This is a genomic window from Pedobacter frigidisoli, assembly GCF_032678525.1.
Classification (GTDB): Bacteria; Bacteroidota; Bacteroidia; order Sphingobacteriales; family Sphingobacteriaceae; genus Pedobacter; species Pedobacter frigidisoli_A.
This window is the reverse complement of sequence record NZ_JAVTSE010000002.1, coordinates 23,003-49,357: the sequence shown is the minus strand read 5'-3', so window position 1 is coordinate 49,357 and position 26,355 is coordinate 23,003. Positions and strand designations below refer to the sequence as shown.

At 40.5% G+C, this 26,355-nt stretch carries 27 protein-coding genes; 20 read left to right on the top strand and 7 right to left on the bottom strand.

Going from position 1 to position 26,355, the window contains the following annotated elements; genetic code table 11:
* The first annotated feature begins 3 nt into the window (after positions 1-3).
* The 3 genes from R2Q80_RS05200 (at position 4) to gcvP (ending at position 4,721) form a co-directional block, all read left to right on the top strand.
* Entirely contained in the window at positions 4-897 is an 894-nt protein-coding gene (locus tag R2Q80_RS05200; protein WP_316798581.1) for a DMT family transporter, read from the top strand.
* Between the two features lie 114 nt (positions 898-1,011).
* Positions 1,012-1,575, top strand: a complete 564-nt coding sequence (locus R2Q80_RS05195; protein WP_316798580.1) for a hypothetical protein — start codon at positions 1,012-1,014, stop codon at positions 1,573-1,575.
* A gap of 269 nt (positions 1,576-1,844) precedes the next feature.
* A complete protein-coding gene (gcvP, locus tag R2Q80_RS05190) occupies positions 1,845-4,721 on the top strand; it encodes an aminomethyl-transferring glycine dehydrogenase (protein ID WP_316798579.1) in 2,877 nt (958 codons plus the stop codon).
* A gap of 111 nt (positions 4,722-4,832) precedes the next feature.
* On the opposite strand, the gene R2Q80_RS05185 is transcribed toward gcvP, so the two are convergent.
* Positions 4,833-5,195, bottom strand: coding sequence for a glyoxalase (locus R2Q80_RS05185; RefSeq protein WP_316798578.1), 363 nt, complete (start codon positions 5,193-5,195; stop codon positions 4,833-4,835).
* A 197-nt stretch (positions 5,196-5,392) separates the two neighbouring features.
* Here R2Q80_RS05185 and R2Q80_RS05180 point away from each other — a divergent pair, with 197 nt between their 5' ends.
* Positions 5,393-5,977: a YceI family protein gene (locus R2Q80_RS05180; RefSeq protein ID WP_316798577.1), complete on the top strand. Its 585-nt coding sequence runs from the start codon at positions 5,393-5,395 to the stop codon at positions 5,975-5,977.
* An 83-nt stretch (positions 5,978-6,060) separates the two neighbouring features.
* Here R2Q80_RS05180 and R2Q80_RS05175 read toward each other — a convergent pair whose 3' ends face one another.
* Positions 6,061-6,852 (bottom strand): MBL fold metallo-hydrolase, encoded by a 792-nt coding sequence (locus R2Q80_RS05175; protein ID WP_316798576.1) that lies wholly within the window; start codon positions 6,850-6,852, stop codon positions 6,061-6,063.
* 83 nt (positions 6,853-6,935) lie between these two features.
* Here R2Q80_RS05175 and R2Q80_RS05170 point away from each other — a divergent pair, with 83 nt between their 5' ends.
* The 8 genes from R2Q80_RS05170 (at position 6,936) to R2Q80_RS05135 (ending at position 14,143) form a co-directional block, all read left to right on the top strand.
* Complete coding sequence (locus tag R2Q80_RS05170) at positions 6,936-8,261, top strand: sulfatase-like hydrolase/transferase (protein ID WP_316798575.1); 1,326 nt, start codon at positions 6,936-6,938, stop codon at positions 8,259-8,261.
* A 99-nt stretch (positions 8,262-8,360) separates the two neighbouring features.
* A complete protein-coding gene (gene recJ, locus R2Q80_RS05165) occupies positions 8,361-10,061 on the top strand; it encodes a single-stranded-DNA-specific exonuclease RecJ (RefSeq protein WP_316798574.1) in 1,701 nt (566 codons plus the stop codon).
* Positions 10,062-10,096: 35 nt separating this feature from the next.
* Positions 10,097-10,837 carry an LPS export ABC transporter ATP-binding protein gene (lptB, locus tag R2Q80_RS05160; RefSeq protein ID WP_316798573.1) on the top strand — a complete coding sequence of 247 codons (741 nt, stop codon included), beginning with the start codon at positions 10,097-10,099 and terminating at the stop codon, positions 10,835-10,837.
* Between the two features lie 9 nt (positions 10,838-10,846).
* Positions 10,847-12,370: a GH3 auxin-responsive promoter family protein gene (locus R2Q80_RS05155; protein ID WP_316798572.1), complete on the top strand. Its 1,524-nt coding sequence runs from the start codon at positions 10,847-10,849 to the stop codon at positions 12,368-12,370.
* 34 nt (positions 12,371-12,404) lie between these two features.
* A complete protein-coding gene (locus R2Q80_RS05150) occupies positions 12,405-12,830 on the top strand; it encodes a YkvA family protein (RefSeq protein WP_316798571.1) in 426 nt (141 codons plus the stop codon).
* Positions 12,817-13,137 (top strand): DUF2752 domain-containing protein, encoded by a 321-nt coding sequence (locus tag R2Q80_RS05145; protein WP_316798570.1) that lies wholly within the window; start codon positions 12,817-12,819, stop codon positions 13,135-13,137. Before R2Q80_RS05150 ends, R2Q80_RS05145 begins: the two co-directional genes overlap by 14 nt.
* A gap of 3 nt (positions 13,138-13,140) precedes the next feature.
* Positions 13,141-13,632: a CCC motif membrane protein gene (locus tag R2Q80_RS05140; RefSeq protein ID WP_316798569.1), complete on the top strand. Its 492-nt coding sequence runs from the start codon at positions 13,141-13,143 to the stop codon at positions 13,630-13,632.
* A gap of 100 nt (positions 13,633-13,732) precedes the next feature.
* Positions 13,733-14,143, top strand: a complete 411-nt coding sequence (locus tag R2Q80_RS05135) for a BrxA/BrxB family bacilliredoxin (protein ID WP_316798568.1) — start codon at positions 13,733-13,735, stop codon at positions 14,141-14,143.
* Positions 14,144-14,219: 76 nt separating this feature from the next.
* Here R2Q80_RS05135 and cdaA read toward each other — a convergent pair whose 3' ends face one another.
* On the bottom strand, positions 14,220-15,011 hold the full coding sequence (gene cdaA / locus R2Q80_RS05130; RefSeq protein WP_316798567.1) for a diadenylate cyclase CdaA: 792 nt from the start codon (positions 15,009-15,011) through the stop codon (positions 14,220-14,222).
* A gap of 59 nt (positions 15,012-15,070) precedes the next feature.
* Positions 15,071-15,925, bottom strand: coding sequence for a dihydropteroate synthase (gene folP, locus R2Q80_RS05125; protein ID WP_316798566.1), 855 nt, complete (start codon positions 15,923-15,925; stop codon positions 15,071-15,073).
* Positions 15,926-16,023: 98 nt separating this feature from the next.
* On the opposite strand from folP, the gene R2Q80_RS05120 reads away from it, so the two are divergent.
* The 4 genes from R2Q80_RS05120 to R2Q80_RS05105 are packed head-to-tail and all read left to right on the top strand — an operon-like array spanning position 16,024 to position 19,304.
* The gene (locus tag R2Q80_RS05120) at positions 16,024-16,569 is read left to right on the top strand and encodes a DUF1599 domain-containing protein (protein WP_316798565.1); all 546 of its coding nucleotides are present in this window, start codon (positions 16,024-16,026) and stop codon (positions 16,567-16,569) included.
* Positions 16,569-17,720, top strand: coding sequence for a BT_3928 family protein (locus R2Q80_RS05115; protein WP_316798564.1), 1,152 nt, complete (start codon positions 16,569-16,571; stop codon positions 17,718-17,720). The genes R2Q80_RS05120 and R2Q80_RS05115 overlap by 1 nt, the downstream gene beginning before the upstream one ends.
* Positions 17,720-18,775: an ABC transporter permease gene (locus R2Q80_RS05110; RefSeq protein WP_316798563.1), complete on the top strand. Its 1,056-nt coding sequence runs from the start codon at positions 17,720-17,722 to the stop codon at positions 18,773-18,775. The genes R2Q80_RS05115 and R2Q80_RS05110 overlap by 1 nt, the downstream gene beginning before the upstream one ends.
* A gap of 25 nt (positions 18,776-18,800) precedes the next feature.
* The gene (locus tag R2Q80_RS05105) at positions 18,801-19,304 is read left to right on the top strand and encodes a shikimate kinase (RefSeq protein ID WP_316798562.1); all 504 of its coding nucleotides are present in this window, start codon (positions 18,801-18,803) and stop codon (positions 19,302-19,304) included.
* Between the two features lie 18 nt (positions 19,305-19,322).
* On the opposite strand, the gene crtD is transcribed toward R2Q80_RS05105, so the two are convergent.
* Positions 19,323-20,792, bottom strand: a complete 1,470-nt coding sequence (gene crtD / locus R2Q80_RS05100; RefSeq protein ID WP_316798561.1) for a 1-hydroxycarotenoid 3,4-desaturase CrtD — start codon at positions 20,790-20,792, stop codon at positions 19,323-19,325.
* A gap of 39 nt (positions 20,793-20,831) precedes the next feature.
* Positions 20,832-22,529 (bottom strand): M28 family peptidase, encoded by a 1,698-nt coding sequence (locus R2Q80_RS05095; protein WP_316798560.1) that lies wholly within the window; start codon positions 22,527-22,529, stop codon positions 20,832-20,834.
* A gap of 194 nt (positions 22,530-22,723) precedes the next feature.
* On the opposite strand from R2Q80_RS05095, the gene R2Q80_RS05090 reads away from it, so the two are divergent.
* The 3 genes from R2Q80_RS05090 (at position 22,724) to R2Q80_RS05080 (ending at position 24,846) form a co-directional block, all read left to right on the top strand.
* On the top strand, positions 22,724-22,834 hold the full coding sequence (locus R2Q80_RS05090; protein WP_316798559.1) for a phenylalanyl-tRNA synthetase subunit alpha: 111 nt from the start codon (positions 22,724-22,726) through the stop codon (positions 22,832-22,834).
* 165 nt (positions 22,835-22,999) lie between these two features.
* A complete protein-coding gene (gene rlmD / locus R2Q80_RS05085) occupies positions 23,000-24,412 on the top strand; it encodes a 23S rRNA (uracil(1939)-C(5))-methyltransferase RlmD (protein WP_316798558.1) in 1,413 nt (470 codons plus the stop codon).
* Between the two features lie 20 nt (positions 24,413-24,432).
* The gene (locus R2Q80_RS05080) at positions 24,433-24,846 is read left to right on the top strand and encodes a hypothetical protein (protein WP_316798557.1); all 414 of its coding nucleotides are present in this window, start codon (positions 24,433-24,435) and stop codon (positions 24,844-24,846) included.
* A 70-nt stretch (positions 24,847-24,916) separates the two neighbouring features.
* Here the strand turns inward: R2Q80_RS05080 and R2Q80_RS05075 are convergent, their stop codons facing one another.
* The gene (locus R2Q80_RS05075) at positions 24,917-25,621 is read right to left on the bottom strand and encodes a head GIN domain-containing protein (RefSeq protein ID WP_316798556.1); all 705 of its coding nucleotides are present in this window, start codon (positions 25,619-25,621) and stop codon (positions 24,917-24,919) included.
* Positions 25,622-25,748: 127 nt separating this feature from the next.
* Here R2Q80_RS05075 and R2Q80_RS05070 point away from each other — a divergent pair, with 127 nt between their 5' ends.
* Positions 25,749-26,255 carry a phosphoribosyltransferase family protein gene (locus R2Q80_RS05070; RefSeq protein ID WP_316798555.1) on the top strand — a complete coding sequence of 169 codons (507 nt, stop codon included), beginning with the start codon at positions 25,749-25,751 and terminating at the stop codon, positions 26,253-26,255.
* Positions 26,256-26,355 lie beyond the last annotated feature (100 nt).

Sequence of the window (26,355 nt, the reverse complement as noted above, 5' to 3'; positions counted from 1 at the left end):
AATATGCTAAAAGGAATCCTCCTTGTTTTTGTCGGCGCTTGTAGCTTTGGTATCCTGTCTACTTTTGTTAAACTGGCCTATCATGATGGCTACACGCTCGGAGATGTGACGGGTGCCCAGGCATTTTTTGGTGCGTTAATTTTATGGGTCTTATTTTTCTTCCAAAGCAGAATATCCGGATATAAAACCAGGAAACCAAAACTGATCACACCTTATTGGAAAATGGTTTTGGCGGGCACTTGCACCGGGTTAGTTAGTATTTTCTACTATCAGTGTGTAAAACTTGTACCCAATTCAGTTGCCATCATTTTATTGATGCAGTTTATATGGATAAGTATCTTATTAGATTTTATTATTTATAAAAAGAAACCATCTGGTCTTCAGCTTGCTGCCGTTTTTCTGGTTTTAGCCGGAACCGTACTGGCCAGCGGAATGGCGGAATCGAATATCAATGATTTAAACTTCAAAGGAATAGGTTTTGGCCTCCTGGCTGCAGTCTGTTATGCAGGCTTTCTCATGTTGAGCGGACGCATCGGAAATGAATACCCGCCGCTTCAGAAAGCTGCACTCATGATCAGCGGAGCATGCATTTTGATTTTCATACTTTTTCCTCCGGCATTTATCTGGAATGGCGCACTACACGGAAGGTTGTTGAAATGGGGGTTAATCATTGCTGTTTTCGGTACTGTTATTCCTCCTTTATTTTACGCAGAAGGCGTCCCTAAAATAGGTACCGCATTAAGCTCTATACTAAGCGCCGCAGAACTACCTGTCGCAGTTATGATGGCAGGTTTTGTGCTGCAAGAGCAGGTATCGTTCCTCCGGTGGCTGGGTGTTTGTATCATTTTATCTGCCATGGTTTTGCCAAACCTCAAATTTTTGAAACGATCGGCTTAGTATTCGGCTGCTGGTGGAAATATTGGAGCGACAATAAGATTTCAATTCGAAACACTTTTCACTCTTTGCGGTTTAACCTAAAATTAAATACCTTTAAAGTATAACGCAATAACCATGAGAAAAATCGCTACCTATATTTTATCAGTTCTGATCATAGGCATTGCCGGATGCAAAACTAAAACCACCATTAATCAGGATCAGGCAGGGGAGGTCATTGTAGATTATTTAAAAGCAAACCCCGAATACAAGACAACCCGCTTCAACTTTGGCGAAATCAAGTTTAACAGTACCAACGATATGTTTGAGCTTGGTAAATACAAAACCCTGGCAAGTAAAGGGCTGGTTACCTTAAATTTGAAAGAAGCAAAAAAGAAATTTCTATCCAAAGACAGCAGTTTCGTTTATCAGATAACCCTTACCGATAAAGCCAGTCCCCTGGTATTAAAACAGGATAAAGACAAAGCGACTGTTAAAGTGCTTGAGTATGCACTATCCGATGAAAAGCCGGTAAATTTCGAGCAGGTAAATTCAAGCACTGCCAAAGTTACGGTGTCATTAAAAATGGTCACCACAGATTTTGAACCTTTTGATAAGGATGCCAATAAAAATAGCAACTTCATCACTAAAACCTATAAGTTAAAATTAAGTAAAGATGAAGGCTGGAAGGTGCAACGGTAGGAATTTGGTAACACTAAATAGATGAATACCTTTTTTAAGAAAGTTTGTTCGAAGTGCCTGTAGCGAACTTTAATTTTTAAATTACCATGGCGTTCCGAATAAATAGAAGTTGCGGTACAATACACGAATCTTGAGGTTGTGAATTAGCCTTAAAATCGATCTTTTTTGTCGCTTTTATTATATGGATAATACACCTTTTTTACACTGGTTTATAGCGAAATACCTGTTCGTTTTTCCTACCTTTGCACGAAATTTATTATTCATACCGCATGAGCTTAAATATCCATTACAAAGAGGATTTTCAAAATCGTCATATTGCTCCTAATGAGGCTGATACAGCTGAAATGTTGCAAACAGTTGGCGTAAATTCTATTGATGAGCTGATTGAACAAACTGTTCCCACGGCAATCAGATTAAAACAGCCATTAAATCTGCCTGCAGCAAAATCAGAAACTGAATATCTGGGTGCTTTAAAACAAACTTCATTGTTGAATAAAGTTTTCAAAAGCTTTATCGGTCAGGGCTATTATGATACCATTACGCCAGGAGTAATTTTACGTAATGTATTTGAAAATCCGGGATGGTATACCCAATACACACCATATCAGGCTGAAATAGCACAAGGTCGTTTGCAGGCTTTGTTGAATTTCCAAACTATGGTTATCGATTTAACCGGAATGGAAATTGCCAATGCATCACTTTTAGATGAAGGTACAGCCGCTGCTGAGGCGATGTTTATGCAATACAGTACGCGTAAAAATCAGGCAGCTAAAAAGTTCTTCGTTTCAGAACTGCTTTTCGCTCAAACTACCGATATCTTAAAAACCCGTGCTAATCCTTATGGTATTGAATTGGTAATTGGTAGTCATTTAGACTTTGTTGCCACTGAAGATTTCTTCGGAGCCATCGTTCAGTACCCTGCCGGTAATGGTGAGGTGTTTGACTATAAAAACTTCGCTGCCGAATTACATAATCAAAATATTAAACTAACAGTTGCTGCCGATATCTTAAGTCTCACTTTACTAACGCCTCCAGGCGAATGGGGAGCTGATATCGTTGTGGGTACTACCCAACGTTTTGGTATTCCAATGGGTTTTGGTGGTCCGCATGCAGCTTTCTTCGCAACTAAAGAAGAATACAAGCGTTCTATCCCGGGTCGTATCATTGGTGTAACCATCGATAGCCACGGAGACTACGCATTGCGTATGGCCTTACAAACCCGTGAGCAACACATCCGCAGGGATAAAGCAACTTCAAACATCTGTACTGCTCAGGCACTACTGGCGATTATGGCGGGCTTTTACGCAGCTTATCACGGTCCGAAAGGATTAAAAGCCATTGCAGAACGTACACATGGTTTGGCTGTAAGTTTAGCTTCTACCCTAAAAAACCTTGGTTACGAGCAATTGAATTCAGCTTACTTCGATACCATTCGTTTCGATTTGGGTGATTCAAAAGGTGGAATCCATGCTTACTGTCTGGATAATGAAATCAACTTAAACTACATTGGCAATACGGTAAGCATCTCAGTTGATGAAACTACAACTTTTGAAGATATTACTTTAATAGCTAAAATCTTTGCCAGAGCCAAAGGTGTTGCAGGAGATCAGGTGGAAGTGGTAGAAAATGTCGAAACTGTTATTCCATATGCATTACAACGTAGTTCTGCATATTTAACACATCCGATTTTCAATTCGCACCATTCTGAACATGAAATGTTGCGTTACATCAAATCATTAGAAGCAAAAGATTTATCGCTTTGCCATTCAATGATTGCTTTGGGTAGCTGTACCATGAAATTAAATGCTACAGCAGAAATGATTCCGGTTACCTGGTCTCACTTCGGTCGTATCCACCCATTTGCACCTGCCGACCAGGTATTAGGATACTATTCCGTTTTCAATGAGCTGGATAAATGGTTAAGTGAAATCACAGGCTTTGCAGCAATGAGCTTGCAGCCAAACGCCGGTGCTCAGGGCGAATATGCTGGTTTGATGGTTATCCGTGCTTACCACCATGATAGAGGCGACTTCCACCGTAACGTGGCTTTAATTCCTGCATCTGCACATGGTACTAACCCTGCTTCAGCAGCAATGGCTGACATGAAAATTGTTGTGGTTAAATCTTTAGAGAATGGTAATATCGATGTTGAAGATTTAAAAGCTAAAGCAGAATTGCATAAAGATAATCTCTCATGTTTGATGGTTACTTATCCGTCAACACACGGTGTATTCGAAGAAAGCATTATCGAAATATGTGAAACCATCCACGCTAATGGCGGACAAGTTTACATGGACGGTGCAAATATGAATGCACAGGTTGGTTTAACAAGCCCTGCTAATATCGGGGCTGACGTTTGTCACCTAAACCTGCACAAAACTTTCTGTATTCCTCACGGTGGTGGTGGTCCTGGTATGGGTCCCATCGGAGTGGCAAAACACCTGGTACCATATCTTCCAGGTCACGCTGTGGTGGATATCGAAAAAGGTAAATCAATTTCTGCAGTTTCATCTGCACCATGGGGTTCAGCATCAATTCTGATTATTTCTCACGCTTACATCGCAATGATGGGTGCAGAAGGATTAACCAATGCAACGAAGTATGCTATCCTGAATGCCAATTACATGAAAGCCCGTTTAGAGCAACATTATCCTGTACTTTACTCTGGTGCCCAGGGTCGTTGTGCACACGAAATGATTTTAGATTGCCGTTCATTTAAAGCTTTCGGAATCGAAGTGACAGATATTGCAAAGCGTTTAATGGATTATGGTTTCCATGCGCCAACCGTATCGTTCCCGGTAGCAGGTACATTAATGGTTGAGCCTACAGAATCAGAACCAAAACATGAGCTTGACCGTTTCTGCGATGCATTAATTTCGATCAAGAAAGAAATTACCGAAGTAGAAAATGGTACTTTTGATAAAGCCGATAACCCGCTAAAAAATGCACCTCATACCGTTTCAGTAATTACTGCCAACGAATGGGATCATGCTTACAGCCGCCAGACTGCTGCTTTCCCACTTCCTTATGTTCTGGAACGTAAGTTCTGGCCATCGGTAGGTCGTGTTAATGATAGCCATGGAGATCGCTCCTTAATCTGTGCCTGTCCGCCGGTTGAAAGTTATTTAGAGGAAATCGTTCCTTAGATATATCTATCTTTCATTGCGGGGCGCCTTTTTCAGCCGACGAAGCAATATGATAAAATAAGTCATCTGCAAGTTTTATGAATTCATTTCATGAAGCTTGCAGATTTTTTTTTAACTGAAAGTACCAAAGTGCCACAGAATCCCTGATGGGTCGTGTAAAAAACATTCGCTTCCCCAGTCCTCTTTTCTGACCGGGGATATTTTTACCCCTTCATATTGGTCTGGCAAACGAAGCGCCGAGAGCGCTTCATAAAACTGGTTAACGTCATTCACCTCCATAAAAATCATCGTGTTGTCAACCCAGTCCTTCACATAGGCATCTTGCAGATAAAAGGCCATTACGCCGCTTTTAAAAACCGACATGTTGGTGCCTAAAGTCGTTTCTTCAAAACCTAAGTCCCGGTAGAAACTTCTGGATGTTTCAAAGTCTTTGGCACCGATAAACGGACGGATTGATTTTGCGTAGTGATTCATGCCTTAAAATTAGCTAATCCTCGCCATGATTGAAATTTATTTAAATGATTTAAAGCGCTTATTAAACCTCAGCATATTTTTGTTGTCAATAGCATGAATTTAAATAAAACGGGTTATTTTTAAAAAAACTTAACATAGGTCAATAACAATGGTCCGGCCTTAATCATATATTTGTATCATAATTTAAAAACCAGAAAATGAAATTAAAAATCTCTTCAATCTTTTTATTAGTTGCAGTTGTGTCATTATCAGCTTTTACAACTATTAAACCAGTTACTTACACTGTTGACGCCGCAAAATCAACCATCACCTGGATTGGTAAAAAAGTTACAGGTTCTCACAACGGAACAATCTCTCTACAATCAGGAACTTTAAACGTTGATGGCAAAAAAGTAACCGGTGGTACTTTTACTATTGATATGAACTCTATCAAAGATGCTGATGGAAGCGCTAAATTAGAAGGTCACTTAAAAGCTGACGATTTCTTTGGAACAGCTAAATTTCCAACTGCAACTTTCGTAATAACTAAAGTTACTGGTGCAGATGCAAACTTAACAGTAACAGGTAACCTAACAATTAAAGGTATTACTAAGCCACTAAGCTTTCCTGCCTCTGTAACAGTTAACACAGATGGTACGGTTTCAGCTTTAGCTGGTAAAATCACTGTTGACAGAACTAAATACGACATCCGTTATGGTTCGAAATCTTTCTTTGATAGCATTGGCGACAAAGCAATTGATGATAACTTCGAAATCGGCGTAAAATTAGTAGCAAAAAAATAATTTCCACTTGATGGGAAAGCAAAAAGCGCTCAATTTATTGAGCGCTTTTTTTGTGATTATAATTTTAAGCTCCCGTCTCTATCCTATCTGATTCTAAATCCACCTTCTACCTCGTCTACAAAACCTGTTGCGGCACTTTTACCATGGTAAAACAAACATTCCCAGTTCTCTTCCGCTGCGCGCTTGCCAAACACTTTCCTTAGTTCCATCGCCTTGCGTCCATCAAAATCATATTTGGCGATAAAATTTTTAACCAGCTCTTCCGGCTCCGGCAAAACATCACCACCAAAAAACACCTTCTGATTGCCTTCACTTAACAGAAATACCTGGTGATTCGGACAGTGTGCTCCGGTAAATTCAAAAGAAATTGATTCGTCCAGTAAACCGTCGCCTTCTACAAAATGCAATTGCGCGTTGCGCTGCACAAATTCAAAAATATCAGTATGATAAGAGGAAGACGTACTACTAAAAGCCGTTTCCCATTCGCCACGGTTAATCACATATTCTGCATCAGGAAAACTTAATTCTGTTTTATCCCCAAGTTTATGGATCATACCACCAGAGTGATCATAATGCAAATGAGACATCAGCACCTTCGTTATATCTGTAGGATCGAAGCCTGCATTACGAATGTTTTTATGCAAAATCAGTTCACCATGGTCATCACTGAAACCCAATCCCGTATCAAACAAAACCAGATCATTTTTTAATTCAACCAGGAATGGCTGAACGTTAATAAATAAAGAACCAGGACGGTCTTTAAAACTATGTATGGAAGAATCGAATGGAACAAATTTCTTTGTTGCATCAACGGAATAGGTTCCTTCAAATAGGGTGTGGACTTGCAAAATATTGATGTTTTTAATGTGCTGCAAAGTTAACAATCTATTTATTTAATCGTTTTGTTAAAATCAGCCATGTTTTATTTATTGTGGTTTATGATGATTAAATTGGTGGCATGAAAAGGATTTTTACATTTCTCATATGCTCGCTGCTGGTCAACCATTGGGTTGTCGCACAAAAACAACCCAATATTATTCTTGTCCTTGCCGATGATATGGGCTATAGCGATCTGTCTTGTTATGGAAATCCTTTAATCAAAACACCCTTCCTGGATGGCATGGCTGGGAAGGGAATCATGGCGACAAACTTCGTTACCACATCACCAACCTGCACACCATCAAGAGCGTCACTTTTAACAGGCAGGTACTGCAGCCGGATGGATTTGCCCCGCCCGATTGGCCCCGGTGATAAACGCGGGATCTCTGAAGATGAAGTCACCATTGCACAAATGCTAAAGCAAGCTGGCTATCAAACCGCATTGATTGGTAAATGGCATCTTGGTGATCACGGCGCCTCATTGCCTAACAAAAAAGGTTTCGATCAATTCTTCGGAACACTTTACAGTCACGACTACCGCTACCCTTATGTTAAAACGGATACGACAATCAAAATCTTCAGAAATGCAAAACCCGAAATATACAAACCCCACGACAGCATACTAACCAGCTCATATACCCATGAGTCAATTAAATTTATAAAGAAAAGTGCTGAAGCAAAAAAACCATTCTTCCTATACCTTGCACAGAATATGCCTCACCTGCCTGTTGCTTTTGCTGCGCAGAAGTTCAGGAAAAAACACTCGTCTGGAGGTGAACTTGGTGATGTTATTGAAGATATGGATGAAGGTTTGGCACAAATCTGGAAACAGCTGGTTGCATCAGGCGAGGCAGATAATACCATTTTCATTTTTACCAGTGATAACGGTCCCTGGATTAATGCGCCACAACGCATGTATGACGATGGGTTCACGAAATTTTATCATGTGGGCACTGCCGGAATATTTAGAGGGTCAAAAGGGATTTCCTATGAGGCCGGACACCGCGTGCCCTTCATCATCTACTGGAAAGGGCACACCCTGAAAGATAGGCAATTCTCAAAACCTTTCTCAAACCTCGATGTTTTGCCCACACTCGCAGAATGGACAAACGCCAAACTGCCCGCTCATACACTCGACGGCGAGTCAATAGCAGGTTTGCTTACTGTTAAAAATTTCAATAAAGCCCATCGTCCAATTTACTACCACAATTATGTGCTCGAAGGGGTTAAAGATGGTGACTGGAAACTCCGCTCTACAAAAAACGGAGAGCAGACGCTAATGGAGCTCTTCAATCTTTCCTGGGATCCCTCAGAACGCGTAAATCTCTTCGATGATGCTAAATACGCAACCCAAAAAACCACTTTACTTAAACTCCTGGCGGATTATCCCGGAGATAAAAAATAAATTAACATTCTGAAATAAAGCGGCTCACTTTAGCAGTTCCTCAAATTGGTATAACAATATTTAATTAAAATGTATATTTACTCTTCGGAGATAGAATAAATGGAAAAAAGATGGGTAAAAGCATCAGTTTGTAACGATGATACGGTAACCAAAATTACAGAAGCACTCAATATTGACCGCTCACTTGCGCAGATATTGGTGCAACGGAATATCTGCAGTTTTGAGGAGGCAAAAGATTTCTTCCGCCCGGATCTCAATCACCTTCATAATCCTTTTTTGATGAAGGATATGGATGTTGCCATCCAGAGAATCGATGATGCATTGGCCAGTCATGAAAAAATATTGATCTACGGCGATTATGATGTAGACGGCACAACTTCGGTCGCCCTGACCTTTAGTTTCTTCTCGCAGCTTACCGAAAATATCGAATATTACATTCCCGACCGTTACTTGGAAGGGTACGGAATTTCAACCGCAGGGATCGACTACGCCCATAAAAATGGATTTACGCTCATTATCGCCCTCGATTGTGGAATCAAATCGGTTGACAAAATTGACTATGCAAATCAGTTGGGGATCGATTTTATCATTTGTGATCACCACTTGCCTGGGGCCGAGCTCCCTGCCGCGGTTGCGGTGCTGGATCCAAAACGGGAGGATTGTGATTACCCCTTTAAAGAATTAGCGGGCTGTGGCATCGGTTTCAAACTGGCACAAGCCTATTCAGAAAAACATCATCTCCCTAAAGAAAACTTTTTGCAATACCTTGATCTCGTAATGATCAGTATTGCTGCCGATATTGTTCCTATCGTTGGGGAAAACAGAATTCTTGCCTATTATGGTTTAAAAAAACTCAATACAAACCCTTGCGAGGGTTTAAGGGCTTTAATGGAAGTTTCCGGTAAAAAGGAAAACTACACCATTATGGATGTGGTATTTACCCTCGGCCCGCGTATTAATGCAGCCGGGCGGATAGATCATGCTAAACATGCAGTAGCCATGCTTCTGTGCCAGGAAGATGGAAACGCACTGGAGCAAAGCGAAATCATCAACCTTAAAAATACTGAACGTAAAGCTTTCGATCAGGATATTACCCGCGAAGCACTGGCATTGATTGGGGATAGTGAGGTACTCATAAATAAAAAAACGACCGTTGTTTTCAATGAAAACTGGCATAAGGGTGTCATCGGTATTGTGGCATCCAGATTAACCGAAACGTACTACAGGCCAACAATAGTACTCACCAAATCCAACGGGCATGTAGCAGGATCTTGTCGCTCGGTAATTGGTTTCGATCTTTACGAGGCGCTAAGCGGATGCTCCCATCTGCTTGACCAGTATGGAGGTCATAAGTTTGCTGCAGGCCTGACCATGCAGGAGCATAATGTAGATGCCTTTGCCGATAAGTTCGAAGAAATTGTATCCGCCAGCATTACTTCAGAGCAGTTAACGCCAATGATTAAAATTGATGCAGAAATAGAATTATCTCAAATTGATGGTAAGTTCTACCGCATCCTGGCACAAATGGGGCCGTTCGGTCCCGAAAATTTAGCCCCCGTATTTGTAACCCACCAGGTGTACCTCGGTAAGCCTGCGATGACAGTGGGTGCAAATCATTTAAAAATAAATATTAAACAACAAAATTCGCCTATTTTTGAAGGCATTGCGTTTGGTCTGGCCGAATTCCAGAATCTGCTTCAACCAAAAGTTCCGTTTTCTGTTTGTTACACCATCGAAGAAAACGTCTGGAGGGAAAAGCGGCGTTTGCAACTCAATATAAAAGGTATAAAAGTTAATTAGTTAAAATCATAAGCCTAAAGGTTTCGAATAAACATATGATATTAAGAGCCGAAAATCTGGTAAAAAAATATAAGCAGCGTACTGTAGTGAACGATGTTTCATTTAGTGTTAGTCAAGGTGAGATTGTGGGTCTCCTCGGACCAAACGGTGCAGGGAAAACCACTTCGTTTTACATGATTGTAGGCTTAATCAAACCAAATGAAGGTCGTATCTTCCTGGAGGAAGAAGATATCACTGAAGATGCCATGTACCGCCGTGCTCAAAAGGGTATTGGTTACCTGGCTCAGGAAGCATCTGTTTTCAGAAAGCTTACTGTAGAAGATAATATCCTCGCCATACTCGAAATGAGTAATCTGAGCAAAGAAGAACAAAAAGATAAGCTTGAAGAACTCATTAATGAATTCAGTCTGCATAAAGTACGCAAAAACAGGGGCGATTTATTATCCGGGGGGGAACGACGCAGAACGGAAATTGCCCGTGCGCTTGCCGCTAACCCGAATTTCATATTGCTCGATGAACCTTTCGCCGGGGTAGACCCGATTGCTGTTGAAGAAATCCAGAGTATTGTAGCTAAACTTAAACACAAGAATATCGGAATTCTAATTACCGATCATAATGTGCAGGAAACACTTTCAATTACTGATAGGGCTTATCTGCTGTTTGAGGGCAAAATTCTTGAGCAAGGGGTGCCCGAAGTTTTGGCAGAGAATGAAATGGTTAGAAAGGTTTACCTTGGCTCGAACTTTGTGCTCAAACGTAAAAAATTCGATGTCTAATTAAAGCTAATGGCAATTGTAAATTCAATTTTTACCTGGTTAATGAAAAAGCGGATCCACCAGATCGAGCTTTTTATGAAATATCCTCACGATGTACAGCAGGAGTGGTTTCACACTTTAATTGATAGTGCCGAAAATACGGAATGGGGTAGGATGTTTGATTATAGAACCATTCTAACCCCCCAACAATATCAGGAACGTGTTCCAATCCAGAATTACGATACCCTGAAACCCTATATTGAGCGGATGCTTGCAGGTGAACAGAACATACTCTGGCCATCAGATATTAAATGGTTTGCCAAGTCGTCAGGAACCACAAGCGACAGGAGTAAGTTTATTCCGGTTTCCAAAGAAAGTTTAGAAGAATGCCATTTCAAAGGGGGCAAAGATATGCTCTCTATTTATTGCAATAATTGTCCGGAAAACCAGATGTTTACCGGGAAAGGACTTGTTTTAGGAGGGAGCCATCAGGTAAACCAACTAAATGAAGATTGTTTTTACGGCGATTTATCAGCCGTATTAATCAAAAATCTTCCCATTTGGGCTGAGTTTTACCGCACACCGGATATGTCCATTGCCCTGATGGATAACTATGAAATCAAAATGGATAGGATGGCAGAAGCCACCATTCACGAAAATGTAACCAGTATTTCGGGTGTTCCAACATGGACTATCGTCCTGGCAAAAAAGGTATTAGAATTAACTGGTAAGCAAAATCTGCTTGAAGTATGGCCAAATCTGGAAGTTTACATCCATGGAGCAGTTAATTTTACACCTTATCGTGAGCAATTCAAACAACTAATTCCTTCAGATGATATGTATTACCTGGAAACCTACAATGCTTCAGAGGGGTTTTTTGGTATTCAGGATCAGGATAATTCAGAGGAAATGTTACTGATGCTGGATTATGGTATCTTCTATGAGTTTATCCCAATGGAAAACATTGGTGAGGAAAATCCACAAGCCCTGTTGTTGGGAGAAGTAGAACTCCATAAAAATTATGCTATTGTAATTTCTACCAATGGCGGATTATGGCGGTACATGATTGGTGATACAATTCAGTTCACCTCATTGGCCCCCTATCGAATCAAAATCACTGGTCGTACCAAGCATTTTATTAATGCTTTTGGTGAGGAAGTGATCATAGATAATGCCGAACAGGCATTAACAAAAGCCTGCTGTGCTACCGGGGCTGAAATTAAAGATTATACTGCCGGACCCATTTATTTCGAGGGCGAGAAAGCCGGTGGACATGAATGGATCATTGAATTTGATACACAACCAGATGACTTCGAGAAATTTGTCGATATCCTGGATCAAACACTTAGGGAAATTAATTCAGACTACGATGCAAAGCGATTTAAGGATATGGCTTTATGCAGGCCGAAAGTGCACAATGCGGCTCCCAATACTTTCTATAACTGGCTGAAATCGAAAGATAAATTAGGAGGGCAACACAAGGTGCCACGCCTGGCAAATGAACGCAAGTATCTGGATGATATCCTGGAAATACTCAAGTCTGCAGCTGCATAATAAAATATGGATTGGTAATTGCTGTATCTTGTGTATGGGTCTGAACACAAATAAAATACTGAATCTTTTCAAAAAATCGCAGAGCAGAGCATCAGCGATCCTAAAAGATAAATCAAAAGTCAGCGTCACCGTCGAAAATGCGCTCGGAAAAGCCGTTTCCAATAGAAGTGACTTAGAAGGCGTTTGGGATAAGATGGTATTGCTGTTAGCCGTTTCGAAAGACTTTATCAATGGAAACTACACCGCAATTCCTAAACGCTCAATTATTGCAATACTCGGGGGCCTGGTATATTTTCTATCCCCGATCGATGTAGTGCCCGACTTTGTTCCGGTTTTAGGTTTTATAGATGATATATTTGTTTTAAACCTGGTTTATAAACAGGTGCTGAAAGACCTCGAAGAATATAAAACCTGGAAAGAGGGCCAAGGTAAAATAGTCAGCATCGATGGCGCATCATAACAGTTTCTCTCACTGGCTCAGTCATCATCTTTTTGCCTGTCCTTTCAAAACTTACTTTGGTTTTGATTGTCCGGGCTGCGGCTTTCAGCGATCAGTCATTTCATTATTCAAGGGGAATTTCGAGGAATCGTTCCGTTTTTATCCGGCAACCATACCTATTCTGATGATTGCCTTATTCACCATTATGCACCTCTCAGTAAATATTAAAACAGGTGCCATGATAATCAAAATCGCTTACGCAGCTATTGCAATAATTATCCTAATCAACTACATTTATAAAATATCTACTCATCAACTTATCAGCTAATCTATGTCAGAAGAACAAGATAATTCTCAGGAACACAAGCCTATAGATTTAAGTAAAAACGAAAGCACTCCGGAACAACCAGTTAATACCGGGTCTTCAGGTCCTCCACCATTTCAGCAACCTCCTTCTTTTCAGCAACCTCCTCCATTTGGACAGTTTCAGGGTGGTTTCGGTATGGGACAGCAGAATCTGCCTAACGCAACAGCTGCATTGGTATTAGGAATTATTGCCCTCCCGGCATGTTGCTTTTATGGGATATTCGGCATTGTCTTTGGTATTATTGCCTGGATTCTGGGTGCCGGCGATGTAAAAAAATATCATCAGAACCCAGGATTGTATAGCGAGTCTTCCTATAAAAATGCAAAAGCAGGAAAAATCTGCGGAATGATTGCTACCATTCTAAGTGTCCTGTTTATCGTTTTGATTGTACTAGCTGTTGTTGGAGCATTAACACGCCCTCAGGCATACGATGATTTCTTTAAGGGTTTTCATTAGCCCTTAACTTAATTTTACCTTAAAAATATAAATCGGATGTTGCATCACATCCGATTTTCTTATTTTTGTACGGTAAAACTGTAATTAAAAAACTAACATAATGTATCCGGAATATTTAGTTGAACCAATGCGTAAGGAATTAACTAACGTAGGTTTTGAAGAATTAAAAAATGCACAGGAAGTTGATCAAGCCATTAAAGGTGAGGGAACTGTATTTGTTGTTGTAAACTCTGTATGTGGTTGCGCGGCGGCAAATGCTCGTCCTGCAGCAAGAGCAGCAGCAGCTCACTCGAAACATCCTGATAAACTGGTAACAGTTTTCGCGGGAATGGAAAAAGAAGCTGTTGATCAGGCAAGAAGTCATATGATGCCTTTCCCTCCATCATCGCCAGCTATGGCTTTGTTTAAAGATGGAAAACTTGTTCACATGATCGAACGTCATCAAATCGAAGGTCGTCCGGCTCAAATGATCGCGGATAATCTGATCGGTGCATTCGAGCAATATTGCTAGAAAATGATCATGAAGAATCGGCAATAAAGATTTATTATATCGCTTGCCGATTCTTCATTCTTTAATATTACCTCACTCAAAAATCTTTGTTGAGTAATTTCTCAAGCTCTCCAAACGATACATTCATTCTTACCCTGCCTTGTTTGGCATAAGAAATCTCGCCTGTTTCTTCTGATATAATCACCGCCACGGCATCTGTAGTTTCAGAAACACCAATACCTGCCCGGTGTCTTAAACCAAATTGCGAAGGCAACTGGTCATTATCCGTTAGCGGTAAAATACAGCTCGCACTTTTTATCTTGTTTTCAGAAATCACCACCGCACCGTCGTGCAGCGGACTGTTTTTCTGAAATATACTCTCCAGCAGGCGCTTTGAAATTTTTGCATCCACCACTTCGCAGCTATTCGCAAAAAACTGCTCATCATAAAATTTTACAAATACGATTAGCGCACCCGTTCGGGTTTTTTTCATGCTTTTACAGGCGTCGATGATAGGCTTTATCCGTGTCAGATTATTTCTCTCAATTTCTTTACGGCCGAAAAGATAGCCCCACCAGGCCTTGTTTTTTTGCAGAAAAGCATTCTTACCGATAAGTAGCAGAAAGCGACGTATTTCCGGATGAAAAATTACGATTAGTGCAATAATACCCACACTCATGAACTTTTCAATAATGGTGGTGAGCAATTTCATATGCAGGGCATCCACCACACGATAAAAAATCGCAATGATAAGCATTCCTACCAATAGGTTTACAGCAAGGGTATTACGGATAAGGGTGTAGACATAGTAAATCAAAAGCGCCACAAGCACAATATCTACCACGTCGGTAACCGTAAACTGCACAAAATCGAAATCAAGTCCTTTCATTTAGGCACAAGATAGCAAAACCCTGAGCAGTTTACAATTCTGAATTTTATATAGTTAAATCATCCGTGCAGCATTTCCACCAGTTTCACGCACTCCACGGCCTCCTTAACATCATGTACCCTCAAAATACCCGCCCCTTTCTGCAGGGCAATGGTATTGAGTACCGATGTGCCATTTAAGGAGTCAGCTGCAGTATTGCCTAATACTTTATGGATCATGCCTTTTCTTGAAAATCCCACAAGTACCGGAAGATTAAATATTTTAAGGTCCTCCATTTCATTCAGTAACTGGTAATTATGGGCAATGCTTTTGCCGAAACCAAAACCAGGATCAATGATGATGTCGTGAATATGTAAGGCTTTTAGCTCAGCAACCTTTTTGGCTAAGTAATCTATCACCTCAAGGGTTACCTGATTGTAAACTGGGTTTTGCTGCATATTTTGCGGAGTCCCCTGCATGTGCATAATCATGTAGGGCACCTGATGTCTGGCAATAACTTCAAACATCCCGCTATCCATGTCGCCACTGGCAATATCGTTGATGATGTGGGCACCTGCCGATATCGTTTCTTCCGCAACCTTGGCCCGGAATGTATCAATTGAAATAATTGCTTCAGGTAGTTCCCTGCTGATATTTTCAACAACAGGAATTAGACGGGCCAGCTCTTCTTCTGTGGAAATGTCCTTTGCACCAGGACGCGAAGAATATCCCCCGATATCAATAAAAGTCGCACCCTCACCGAGCAATTGTTCGACCTTGCGTAATGCTTCATCAGCAGATTTGGAACGGCTGCTGCTATAAAAAGAGTCAGGCGTAATATTCACGATTCCCATCACCTTCGGCGTGCTCAAATCAATTAATTTGCCTTGAATATTCAACGTTCGGCGGGGTTCAAAAAAGTTTTTTTCTGCCATAATAAACCCTTTCGGGATTTGGGTTTCGCTTTAAAAATGTATCTTTAGCTTTTGTTGTTTCGCAGCAAAAATACATTAAAACTAAATATTTTACCGAATTGGCACAAACAAAAACCGCTATAGAATTTGATGAGGTGATCGCAGTTTGCAGGTCGTTATTTCTTAAAAAAACAAAAGATTACGGAACTGCATGGCGCATCTTAAGGCCAAGTTCAATTACCGATCAGATTTTTATTAAAGCGCAGCGTATTCGCACATTAGAAGAAAAAAAGGTGAGTCTGGTAGGCGAGGGAGCTACCTCCGAGTATATAGGGATTGTAAATTACTGTGCCATAGCCATGATGCAGCTCGAATTAACCGATACTGACCCGAATGAACTGCCATATGAGCTTGTGGAACGCTTATTTGAGGAAAAAGTTAAGGAAACTAAAGACCTTATGTTTGCAAAAAATCACGATTATGGTGAAGCCTGGAGGGATATGCGCATCAGTTCTTTAACGGACCTGATACTGATGAAGATTTTCCGTGTCAAACAAATAGAAGACAATGAAGGTCATACCCTGGCATCAGAAGGGGTTAAGGCCAATTACCAGGATATGCTCAACTATTCAGTTTTTGCGTTGATTAAATTAGGAGTTAAATAATGAAAAATATTGCTTTAGGCTTTTCCAGATTTTTTGTAGGTGCACTTTTTATATTTTCAGGCTTAATTAAAGCAAACGATCCGCTAGGTTTTGGCTACAAGTTGCAGGAATATTTCGAGGTCTTTCATCTCAATTTTCTTAATGGCGCAGCCACGTCCATAGCCATTTTATTGTGTACCCTCGAAATTGTTCTTGGTGCACTTCTGTTGCTGGGCTTCTGGAGTAAAAAGGTGGCATGGGGCTTATTGTTATTAATCATATTTTTCACCCTTTTAACATTCATTTCTGCAGCCTTCAAAGTAGTAACCAGTTGCGGTTGCTTCGGAGATGCCATCCCGCTAACCCCTTGGCAATCCTTTAGTAAAGACTTGATTCTGCTGGTATTAATCGTCGTGATCTTTTTATACAAAGATCGCATCAAACCACTTTTCAGCAAAGAATCTACTCAGCGCAATATTGCAGTTGTTGTAACCCTGGTTTCTTTAGGTTTCGGCCTTTTTACCTATAACGTTTTGCCCGTTATCGATTTTCTTCCCTACAAAGTGGGTGCCCATATTCCTTCGTTAATGGTAATCCCTCCGGGAGAAAAACCAGATGAATTTGAGATCATGTATCACCTTAAAAACAAGAAAACAAAAGAGGAAAAAGATATGAGCGACAAGGCCTATCTTAAAACAGAAATCTGGAAAGATAATAACTGGGAAATAATAGGAGAGCCAACTAAACGCCTGGTTAAAAAGGGCTACGAACCCAAAATTAAAGATCTGATTATCACTGATGCCTCAGGTACCGATTACACTAAAGAACTGATCGAAAATCCATACTACAGTCTGGTTTTTGTAGCCTATGATTTGCGTAATACCAATGAAAATGCAATTGCAAAATTAAATGCTTTAGCCATAAACGCAACACAGCAATTCAATATCCGAACCGTCTTATTAACTTCCAATTCAGCTCAGGATGCTGAAGCCTTCATCAAAAAGAACAACCTTTTTTCAGAAGTATTCTATGCCGATGCTGTTCCCCTGAAGAGCATGGTGAGGGCTAACCCGGGTGTTATTTTATTAAGAAATGGCGTGGTGGTGAATAAGTGGCATAATCACAATGTACCTACCTTCGATCAGTTGAGCAGAAAGTATTTCGATAAATAATGATTGCATACGCACTAAAAAAACTATTATACGGAATACTGGTAATGGCCGGTATCATCCTGGTTGTTTTTGTGCTTTTCAACATCCTCCCTGGCGATCCTGCCAGGATGACCATGGGACAAAGAGCCGATGTGCAATCGCTGGAAGCTGTTCGTAAAGAATTTGGTCTCGATAAGTCCAGGCCCGAACAGTTCCTGCTTTATGTAAACGATCTCTCACCCCTCAGCATTTTGGATAACGATGCTGCTGCAGCGAAGAAATATAGATATGTAAAGCTGATTAATTTCACTAACAAAGCTTTGGTATTGAAGTGGCCTTATCTCAGAAGCTCTTATCAAACAAAAAGAGATGTGCGGGATATTCTGGGAGAAACTGTTCCCAATACTTTTATACTCGCCTTAACGGCGATGATCTTTGCCACAATTATTGGTGTATTCCTGGGGGTACTCTCTGCCGTTTATAAAGACTCTTGGATTGATAAGTCGGCAAATGCGTTTGCCATCATGGGTATATCTGCGCCTTCATTTTTTGCCGGAATCATTATTGCATGGTTATTTGGCTTTGTATTGAGCGATTATACAGGATTGAAGATGAGTGGCAGTTTATATTCTTATGACCCCTTCAATGGAGAAATACTTACATTAAGAAACCTATGGTTGCCAATGGTTACGCTGGGGCTCCGTCCACTGGCAATTATTGTCCAGCTTACCCGAAGCGCCATGTTAGATGTACTCGCCCAGGATTATATCCGTACTGCACGGGCAAAAGGCCTGGATAGCAAAACGATCATATATAAACATGCCTTAAAAAATGCACTTAACCCGGTTATCACAGCCATTTCAGGATGGTTCGCCTCACTATTGGCTGGTTCATTTTTTGTAGAATATATCTTTGGTTATAATGGTTTGGGGCGAACAACAGTGGCAGCCCTCGAAATGTCTGACTTTCCGGTGGTAATGGGCTCAATCTTATTTATAGCCTTAGTTTTTGTAGTCATCAATATTCTTGTCGATGTTTTATATGCTTACATCGATCCGAGAATAAAATTAGCTTAACATTAATTTTAAAATTAATATACAGATGAAAATCTTTTTAGTCGGATATATGGGCTGCGGTAAAAGTACCAAAGCCAAGCAACTGGCACACCGGCTGGATTGTCCGGTAATAGATCTTGACGCAGAGATTGTTTCCAGAACCGGAAAAACAATTGCCGAATACTTCGCAGAATTTGGCGAAAGCGGCTTCAGGGAATACGAAAGTGAAATGCTTAAAACATTTAATTATCCTGAACATTGTGTGATAGCAACGGGAGGGGGCTTACCATGCTTTTTTGATAATATGCAATGGATGAATGCTCATGGCGAAACGGTTTATCTTCAAATGGCTCCGGCTGCCTTGGTATCAAGGCTGCACAACCGCCAGAAACGCCCGCTAATCAAAGATCTTAACGATGAGCAACTATTGGAATTTATAAAAGTAAAACTCCTTGAAAGAGACCCCTTTTATACACAGGCAAAAATCATTGTTGATGCTTTCGACTTAGATGGCGAAAAACTGGAGGCAGCAATAAAAGGAGAGGCATAGCAAAAACGCACAATTCAATTATTCAGCATTTTTTATTTCCTGATCGATTATTTTAGCCGACAAAAGCGCCAATGGAATTCCGCCTCCGGGATGAACACTACCGCCACAAAAGTATAACCCCTTGATTTGAGTGCTGAAATTAGAATGCCTCATAAATGCCGAAAACTGGTTGTTTGAACTGTTTCCGTATAATGAGCCCTGGTAAGAGCCTGTTTTCATTTCGATACTCCGCGGATCTAATATTTCCTCACATAAAATATTCCCATTAATATCCTTATTGAGAATACGGCTAATTTTAGCGATGATATTTTGCTTTGCCGATAGAATTAAACTATCCCAGTCCTGACTGTTGTTGGCTGGAACATTAATCATAACGAACCAGTTTTCGTGTCCATCCGGCGCATCAGTTTTAACGTGTTTCGCACTGATGTTAATATAAATCGTAGGATCGTGATAAATGGTTTTGGCTCTCCATATCGCATCAAACTCTGCCTTGTAATCTTCCGCAAATATGATATTATGCAGGCCAAGTTCGGGGTAATTGCCCTTCATTCCCCAGTAAAAAATCAGTGCTGAGCTGCTTCTTTCCTGTGATAATAATTTCGTCGGAGGCGAGAGTTTTTTCAGCAGATTACGGTAAGTAAACCAGATATCCAGATTTGAAATCACTAGCGCTGCAGAAATGAAAGTACCACCAGTTTTAATCCCGGCAACCTTCGCTTTATCATACACAATCTCAGTCACCTTTGAATTAAAATGGAATTTTACCCCAAGATCTTTAGCGAGTTGGATTAATGATAATGTGATACTATGCATCCCCTTTTTCGGAAAAAAAGCACCAAAGTGGTATTCGAAATGTGGAATTACATTTAATGTTGCGGGTGCCTGATAAGGGTTTGAACCATTATAGGTAGCATAGCGGTTAAATAACTGGGCTATTCTCTGATCTTTAAAAAAAAGATTATTAGCCTTTCCCTGTGTTCTGAAAGCATCAATTTTACCAAACCGAAATACCGATTTAAGCGTATCCCAATGTAGAAAGCTTTTGATTTTATGGATAGATCGCTCAAGAAATACCCGGTGGGTAACATCATATATCGTTTGGCTTTTTGACAGAAATTTTTTGATTTCCTGAGCACTTGAATTTGTTTTCTCTTCAATCTCTTTGGCAAATTCGTTCAGGTCTGCCTGAGCGGTTAATGTAAGCCCATCCTCGTAAAAATATTTACATATTTCATCCAGTTTTTCATACTGGAAATAATCATCTGGATTTTTACCCGCCAGTCGGAAAAGTTCATCCACATATTGTGGCATGGTAAAAAGACTTGGTCCGGCATCAAAACGGAATCCATTTACAGAAATTTCCGTGAGCTTCCCGCCTGGATACCCGTTGGCTTCAAATACTGCTACATCATAACCCTTTACAGCCATTCTGATGGCTGAAGCAATCCCTGCAACCCCTGAACCAACAATTATTGCTTTTGGCATAATGCGAAAATAGGATAAATATTTAATTATCTTTAGAACCTATTTTAATGCGTTCAGATATAAACCGGTTTGCTTCTCAATATCACCTGTTGCAACCTTTATAGCCGATCCGATTCTGGTAGTTTCTGCTTTAACAGGCATCTTACCAATGGTGGCCAGTGCATCAACATACCACTTACTCCATACTTCAATAATATGCCGCTCTTCAGCAACAGATTTGCCGGCCGATAATGCCTTTTTGCTCAGCTCGAACTCGGTTTTTAAACGTACAAGTGCATCTTCCTTCACTTGTGCAACAGTTGCCGCTGCTGTCGATTCATTGGCAGAAACTAATGTATATGCAGCAGTTAGACCGCTCACGCCAACATTCTTCATCTCAGTAGGCGAAACCTTATCTATCCGGTCGTTATCAGTATGGTAAAATACATCCGTAAAATGCCACATCAGCAAGCCCGGAATTTGATGCTGTAAAAACGGAGTGTGATCACTGCCCCCTTCAAATGGATTATAGTTTACAGTCCAGTTGGCAAATTTGCCCTGTTTCTTACAGATGTCGAAAATGAAATCATTAAAATAATGAGGAAACAGGTCTTTTTCTGTCATATCTCCCGCCCCCCACTCTGTATGTTTGTCTGTGCCCCGGGTCCATATTGCCGACGGATCAGGCATTTTCTCAATCAGAAAAGATCCTCCTGTTTTTTTGGTATCCTCCCCAACCATATCCAGACTCATGCCCCATAAAATACCTTTTGCTCTGATAGTGTCTTCTGTAATATAACGCCTCGTCGATACAATTTCATCCCCCCATAAAAAGGTAATTGTTCGCTTAGGATCAATCTTTTTTGTCTGAACAAGATCTGCTGTTAACCTTGCCATTTCCGCAAGTGTACCCACTCCACTCGCATTATCGTTTGCGCCAGGTTCCTGAACATGGGCACTAAATACAAACCTTTCGCCCGGCCGCTCACTTCCACGAACGTTGGCTACAATAGTTAACTCCTCTGATGGATAAATCTTTGTCTGAATATTTACTTTCAATTTAGTGATGCCTTTGGCGCAGGCAGCTTTAAGCCTTTCTTTCGCTGCATATGACAATAATAATGTCCATACTTCGCTATTGACTTTCATGCTGCTAAATTGTATCGAAGTTTGGTGAATCTTAGGCTGTGTATATTTAGGCATCGCATAGCCGATTACACCCGTCGCGCCTGCCTTTGTTGCAGCAGCAAGTAATCTGGAGGGATGATTCTCTGAAAAGATAATCTTTCCCTTTACGTCAGCTTTTTCAAGATCCGACGTATTATTGATAAATACAACTTCAGCGCTAATGCCTCCTGCAGGCGTAGACACGCAGTTGATGGGGATCATATTCCTGTTGCTTTTGAATGAAATTAAAGGCTCCTGGTTCCCTTCGATATCGATACGCGCATCCAGAGGCTCCCAGGTATTGTTCTTCATTGGACGCTTCTCAATGCGGTAAGTCAATAGGCCTTCCGATTCGTTCTGCTTTTGCTCCGAAAATCCGGCATTTTTTAAAATCTGTTCTATATGATGGATGCTCGCATTAAAACCCGTATTACCCGGAACACGGAAGAACTTCTCGACAAATGCAGTGGTATGATAGGCCTCCTTTTCATTAAAACCTTTGCGGGTAAGTTTGAAATAGGAATCAGTTGTATTTTGTGCGTAGCTTGTCACTGCCGCAAAAAGCAGCGTAAACAGTATTTTCGTTTTCATTCAGTAATTTAAAAACGAAAGATACTAAGAAAATTCCGTGTCAATAATGGTAACTGCCGCTTTTAAACTATCAGTCTGTCCTTCAAATGTAATTTGATGGTATTAGACTATGAATTAACATAAATTTAATTTGAACTGTTATGGTTTCCGGTATAAATTAGATATTATTGTAAATATAGAGGAGGTTTTTTATCATGAGCAAAGAAATATTAGAGTTTTCTGTACAAGTAGATGAGAAATTTGACTTAAAGTTTAACTGGTCAGATAGCTTCTGGGAAGCTGCATTCAAATTTTTCGGAAAGTAGAGCTTAATCTGATTTCTTTATTCCGGGTTTTCCTGATCCGGCATAAAATGATACTGCCATAACTTTTTCTTAACAACTTTCCCTGGGCAAGCCGTTATTTGTATTCATTCTTACCTGAGCATTAGGCTTTAGTCTTTCAGCTTTTCCCCTTATCTTTGCACGATAATGAGTAGAAGAAAACCAGGTACGGTAACGATCATTCCAAACGTACAGATAATTGATATTGCTGAAGAAGGTAAAGGCGTTGGCAAGGCCGATGAATTGGTTATCTTTGTAGATAAAGCAGTTCCGGGAGATGTGGTTGACGTACGCTTAACCAAAAAGAAAAAAAACTTTGCTGAAGCGATTATTGAGCAATTGCATCAAAAATCCGAATTACGTACCGAGCCTTTCTGTCCGCATTTCGGTACCTGTGGCGGTTGCAAATGGCAGCACATGGGTTACGATTCTCAGCTAAAATTTAAACAGAAAAATGTTGAGGCAGCCCTTCAGCGTCTCGGCAAAATAGATACTTCCAATACCGAGCCGATTTTAGGTTCTGCACAAGACCGCTATTACCGCAATAAACTTGAGTTTACTTTCTCTAATAAACGCTGGTTGGATAGAACTGATATAGAGCGTGATGAAGATTTCGATATGAACGCACTGGGCTTTCACGTTCCGCTTCGTTTCGATAAAATCCTCGATATCGAACATTGCTACTTACAGGCCGAACCCTCGAACTCCATCAGAAACGCAGTACGTAAATACGCACTGGAAAATGGTTTGTCGTTTTACGACTTACGCAACCATGAAGGGGCACTGCGTAATTTAATTATACGTACATCCAGTACCGGAGAAGTGATGGTTGCGGTGGTTTTTGCCTATCCTGAAGAGGATCAGGTAGAAGGCTTGATGGGATTTCTTAAACAAGCTTTCCCCCAGATTACCGCCTTACTCTATATCGTGAATCAAAAGAAAAATGATACCATCTTTGATCAGGAGGTCAATCTTTTTGCCGGTCGCGATCACATATTTGAAGAGATGGATGGCATCAGGTTCAAAATCGGTGTTAAATCTTTCTATCAAACCAATTCGGAGCAAGCCTTTGAATTATATAAAATCACCCGTGATTTTGCCGGATTTAAAGGTGATGAACTGGTTTACGATTTGTATACCGGAGCAGGAACCATTGCCAATTTTGTGGCGAAAAGTGTTAAACAGGTGGTCGGAATAGAATATGTACCCACTGCAATTGAGGATGCTAAGTTTAACTCGGAATTAAATGGAATTGATAACACAATCTTCTATGCAGGAGACATGAAAGATATTCTGACTGCAGAATTCATATTAGCGCACGGCAAACCCGATGTGGTGATCACAGATCCGCCAAGGGCAGGTATGCATGCAGATGTGGTGCAGCGCCTGCTGGAAATGGAAGCTGATAAAATTGTTTATGTAAGCTGTAACGCTGCAACGCAGGCACGTGATTTGGAATTACTCAACGAAAAGTATGATGTGGTACGCATCAAACCGGTAGATATGTTCCCACATACCCAACATGTAGAAAATGTGGTATTATTAAAATTTAGAAGATAGAATTTCATTCAAAATTCAATATGGATAGAGAAGAATTATTAAGTGCTACACCCGAGGGTAGCGGCGAACCACAGGGGAAAAAAGAAAGCCCGTTGGTTAGCCTGGAGAAAGATTTGCAATTCTATGCAGATGCCATTAAAGAGGTAGCTGTTGAAATTATGGTTGAAGGGATTTCCGCTTATCCCATTTTCATTGCCCACCAGCATGAAGTAAACATTGGCGAACTGATCCTGAATAAAGAAGAACTCAATACAGATTGGACAATACAGGCCTCAACCCTGGAGGAATTTGTAGAAAAGGGAATTATCAATAAAGAAAAAAAGGATACATTTTTAAAAGCCTACAAACGTCCTGAAGAACACATGTGTATTTTTGTGGTTGTTCCTGAAGGGGCAAACTTCATTTACTATCCATACAACAAGGGTAGGGGCTAGCACTCAGAAAACAGAAAACGCCGTTTTGCATCCACAAAACGGCGAATTATCATTAACTAAACTAAAGTTCTTAATTTATGTGGTGAACGTCGCCACTCTTTGAATTTGATGTTTTTCTCAATGCTGCATTGCCTTTATAACTCACATCGCCACCGCCGCTCGCAGCCGCTTCTAAGCCTTTGTTAACATAAATATTAACATCCGACCCGCCGGAAACCTGAACCTTTGCATAATCGGTAATAAACTCGTAAGCATCTATATCGCTTCCTCCACTCGATTGAATAGTCATATTATTGGCTTTTCCTTTTAAATCGATATCGCTTCCTCCACCGGATTGAATGGTGATATCTCCACAGGAAACTTCCAGTTTCAAATCAGAACCTCCTGATGAGCGGATAGCAAATTTCTCAGTTTTAAGCAGGTTCTGCGTAAACACATCCGAACCGCCTGAAGCAGCAAGAGCAGTTAAAGTTTTATAGCTTACATAGGCTTTGATGATTCTGTTCTTAAACATGCCGCTCCAGCTAATGCCGTCCTTAAATTTAATGTTGATATTGCTGCCGTTTTGTTCAACTACAATATCTTTCAAGGTTGCCGCATCCGATTTTACAGTTACACTTTCACTCCCGCCTTGCGTAAGGTACAGGTCTATACCACTGCTTATACCTATGCTGTTAAAGTTTTTTACAGGAAAGTTTTTTGCCTCCTGTGCCCGGGCTAAAAAGCCGGCTGTTACTAAAAATAAAATCAGCGAAGATTTGGTCAGTGTTTTCATGTTTTTGTTCTAAGGTTATCCATAAGACGCACCTGGGGCCAAAACGTTGCAACCAATCGAAATTATTTTTTAAATAGTTTGAATTTCATCCTTAAAATCGTTCTTTTTGTATTCAACCTTTAAATACATGGCATCGCAATTACTTATTCTCAACCAGAAACAGATTCAACAGAAAATAGATCGTATCGCTTATCAGATTTTAGAAGATAATCTGAACGAAAAGGAAATTGTTCTGGCAGGTATATGGGATCGTGGATATAAACTGGCTATACGGCTGGAAAAAGTACTGAAAAAAATTTCCGGACTGAAAGTAACAATGCTTCGCATCGATCTTCAAAAAGAAAGCAGTAAGCTGGTTGCCAAAACTGATCTCGATGAAACGCAATGGAAAAATAAAGTAATTATTATTGTAGATGATGTATTAAACAGTGGAAAAACACTGGCCTATGGCCTTGGCGTTTTCCTGAATACACCACATAAAAAAATACGCACCGTAGTACTTATCGACAGAAGTCATAAAATATTCCCTATTGCAACCGATTTTGTCGGCCTTGAACTCGCAACAGTGTTGAAGGAGCATGTCGATGTAATCATGGATGTTGAAGGAGAAGAAGACAGGGTTTATCTAAGCTAAATTTTCTTCACCTGTCCCAGGGATCTTATCAGATCGCTGTCGGGCATAGCTAATCCATGATCAAATGCCGCAAAATTTGCAATTAACACAGATTTTTTGC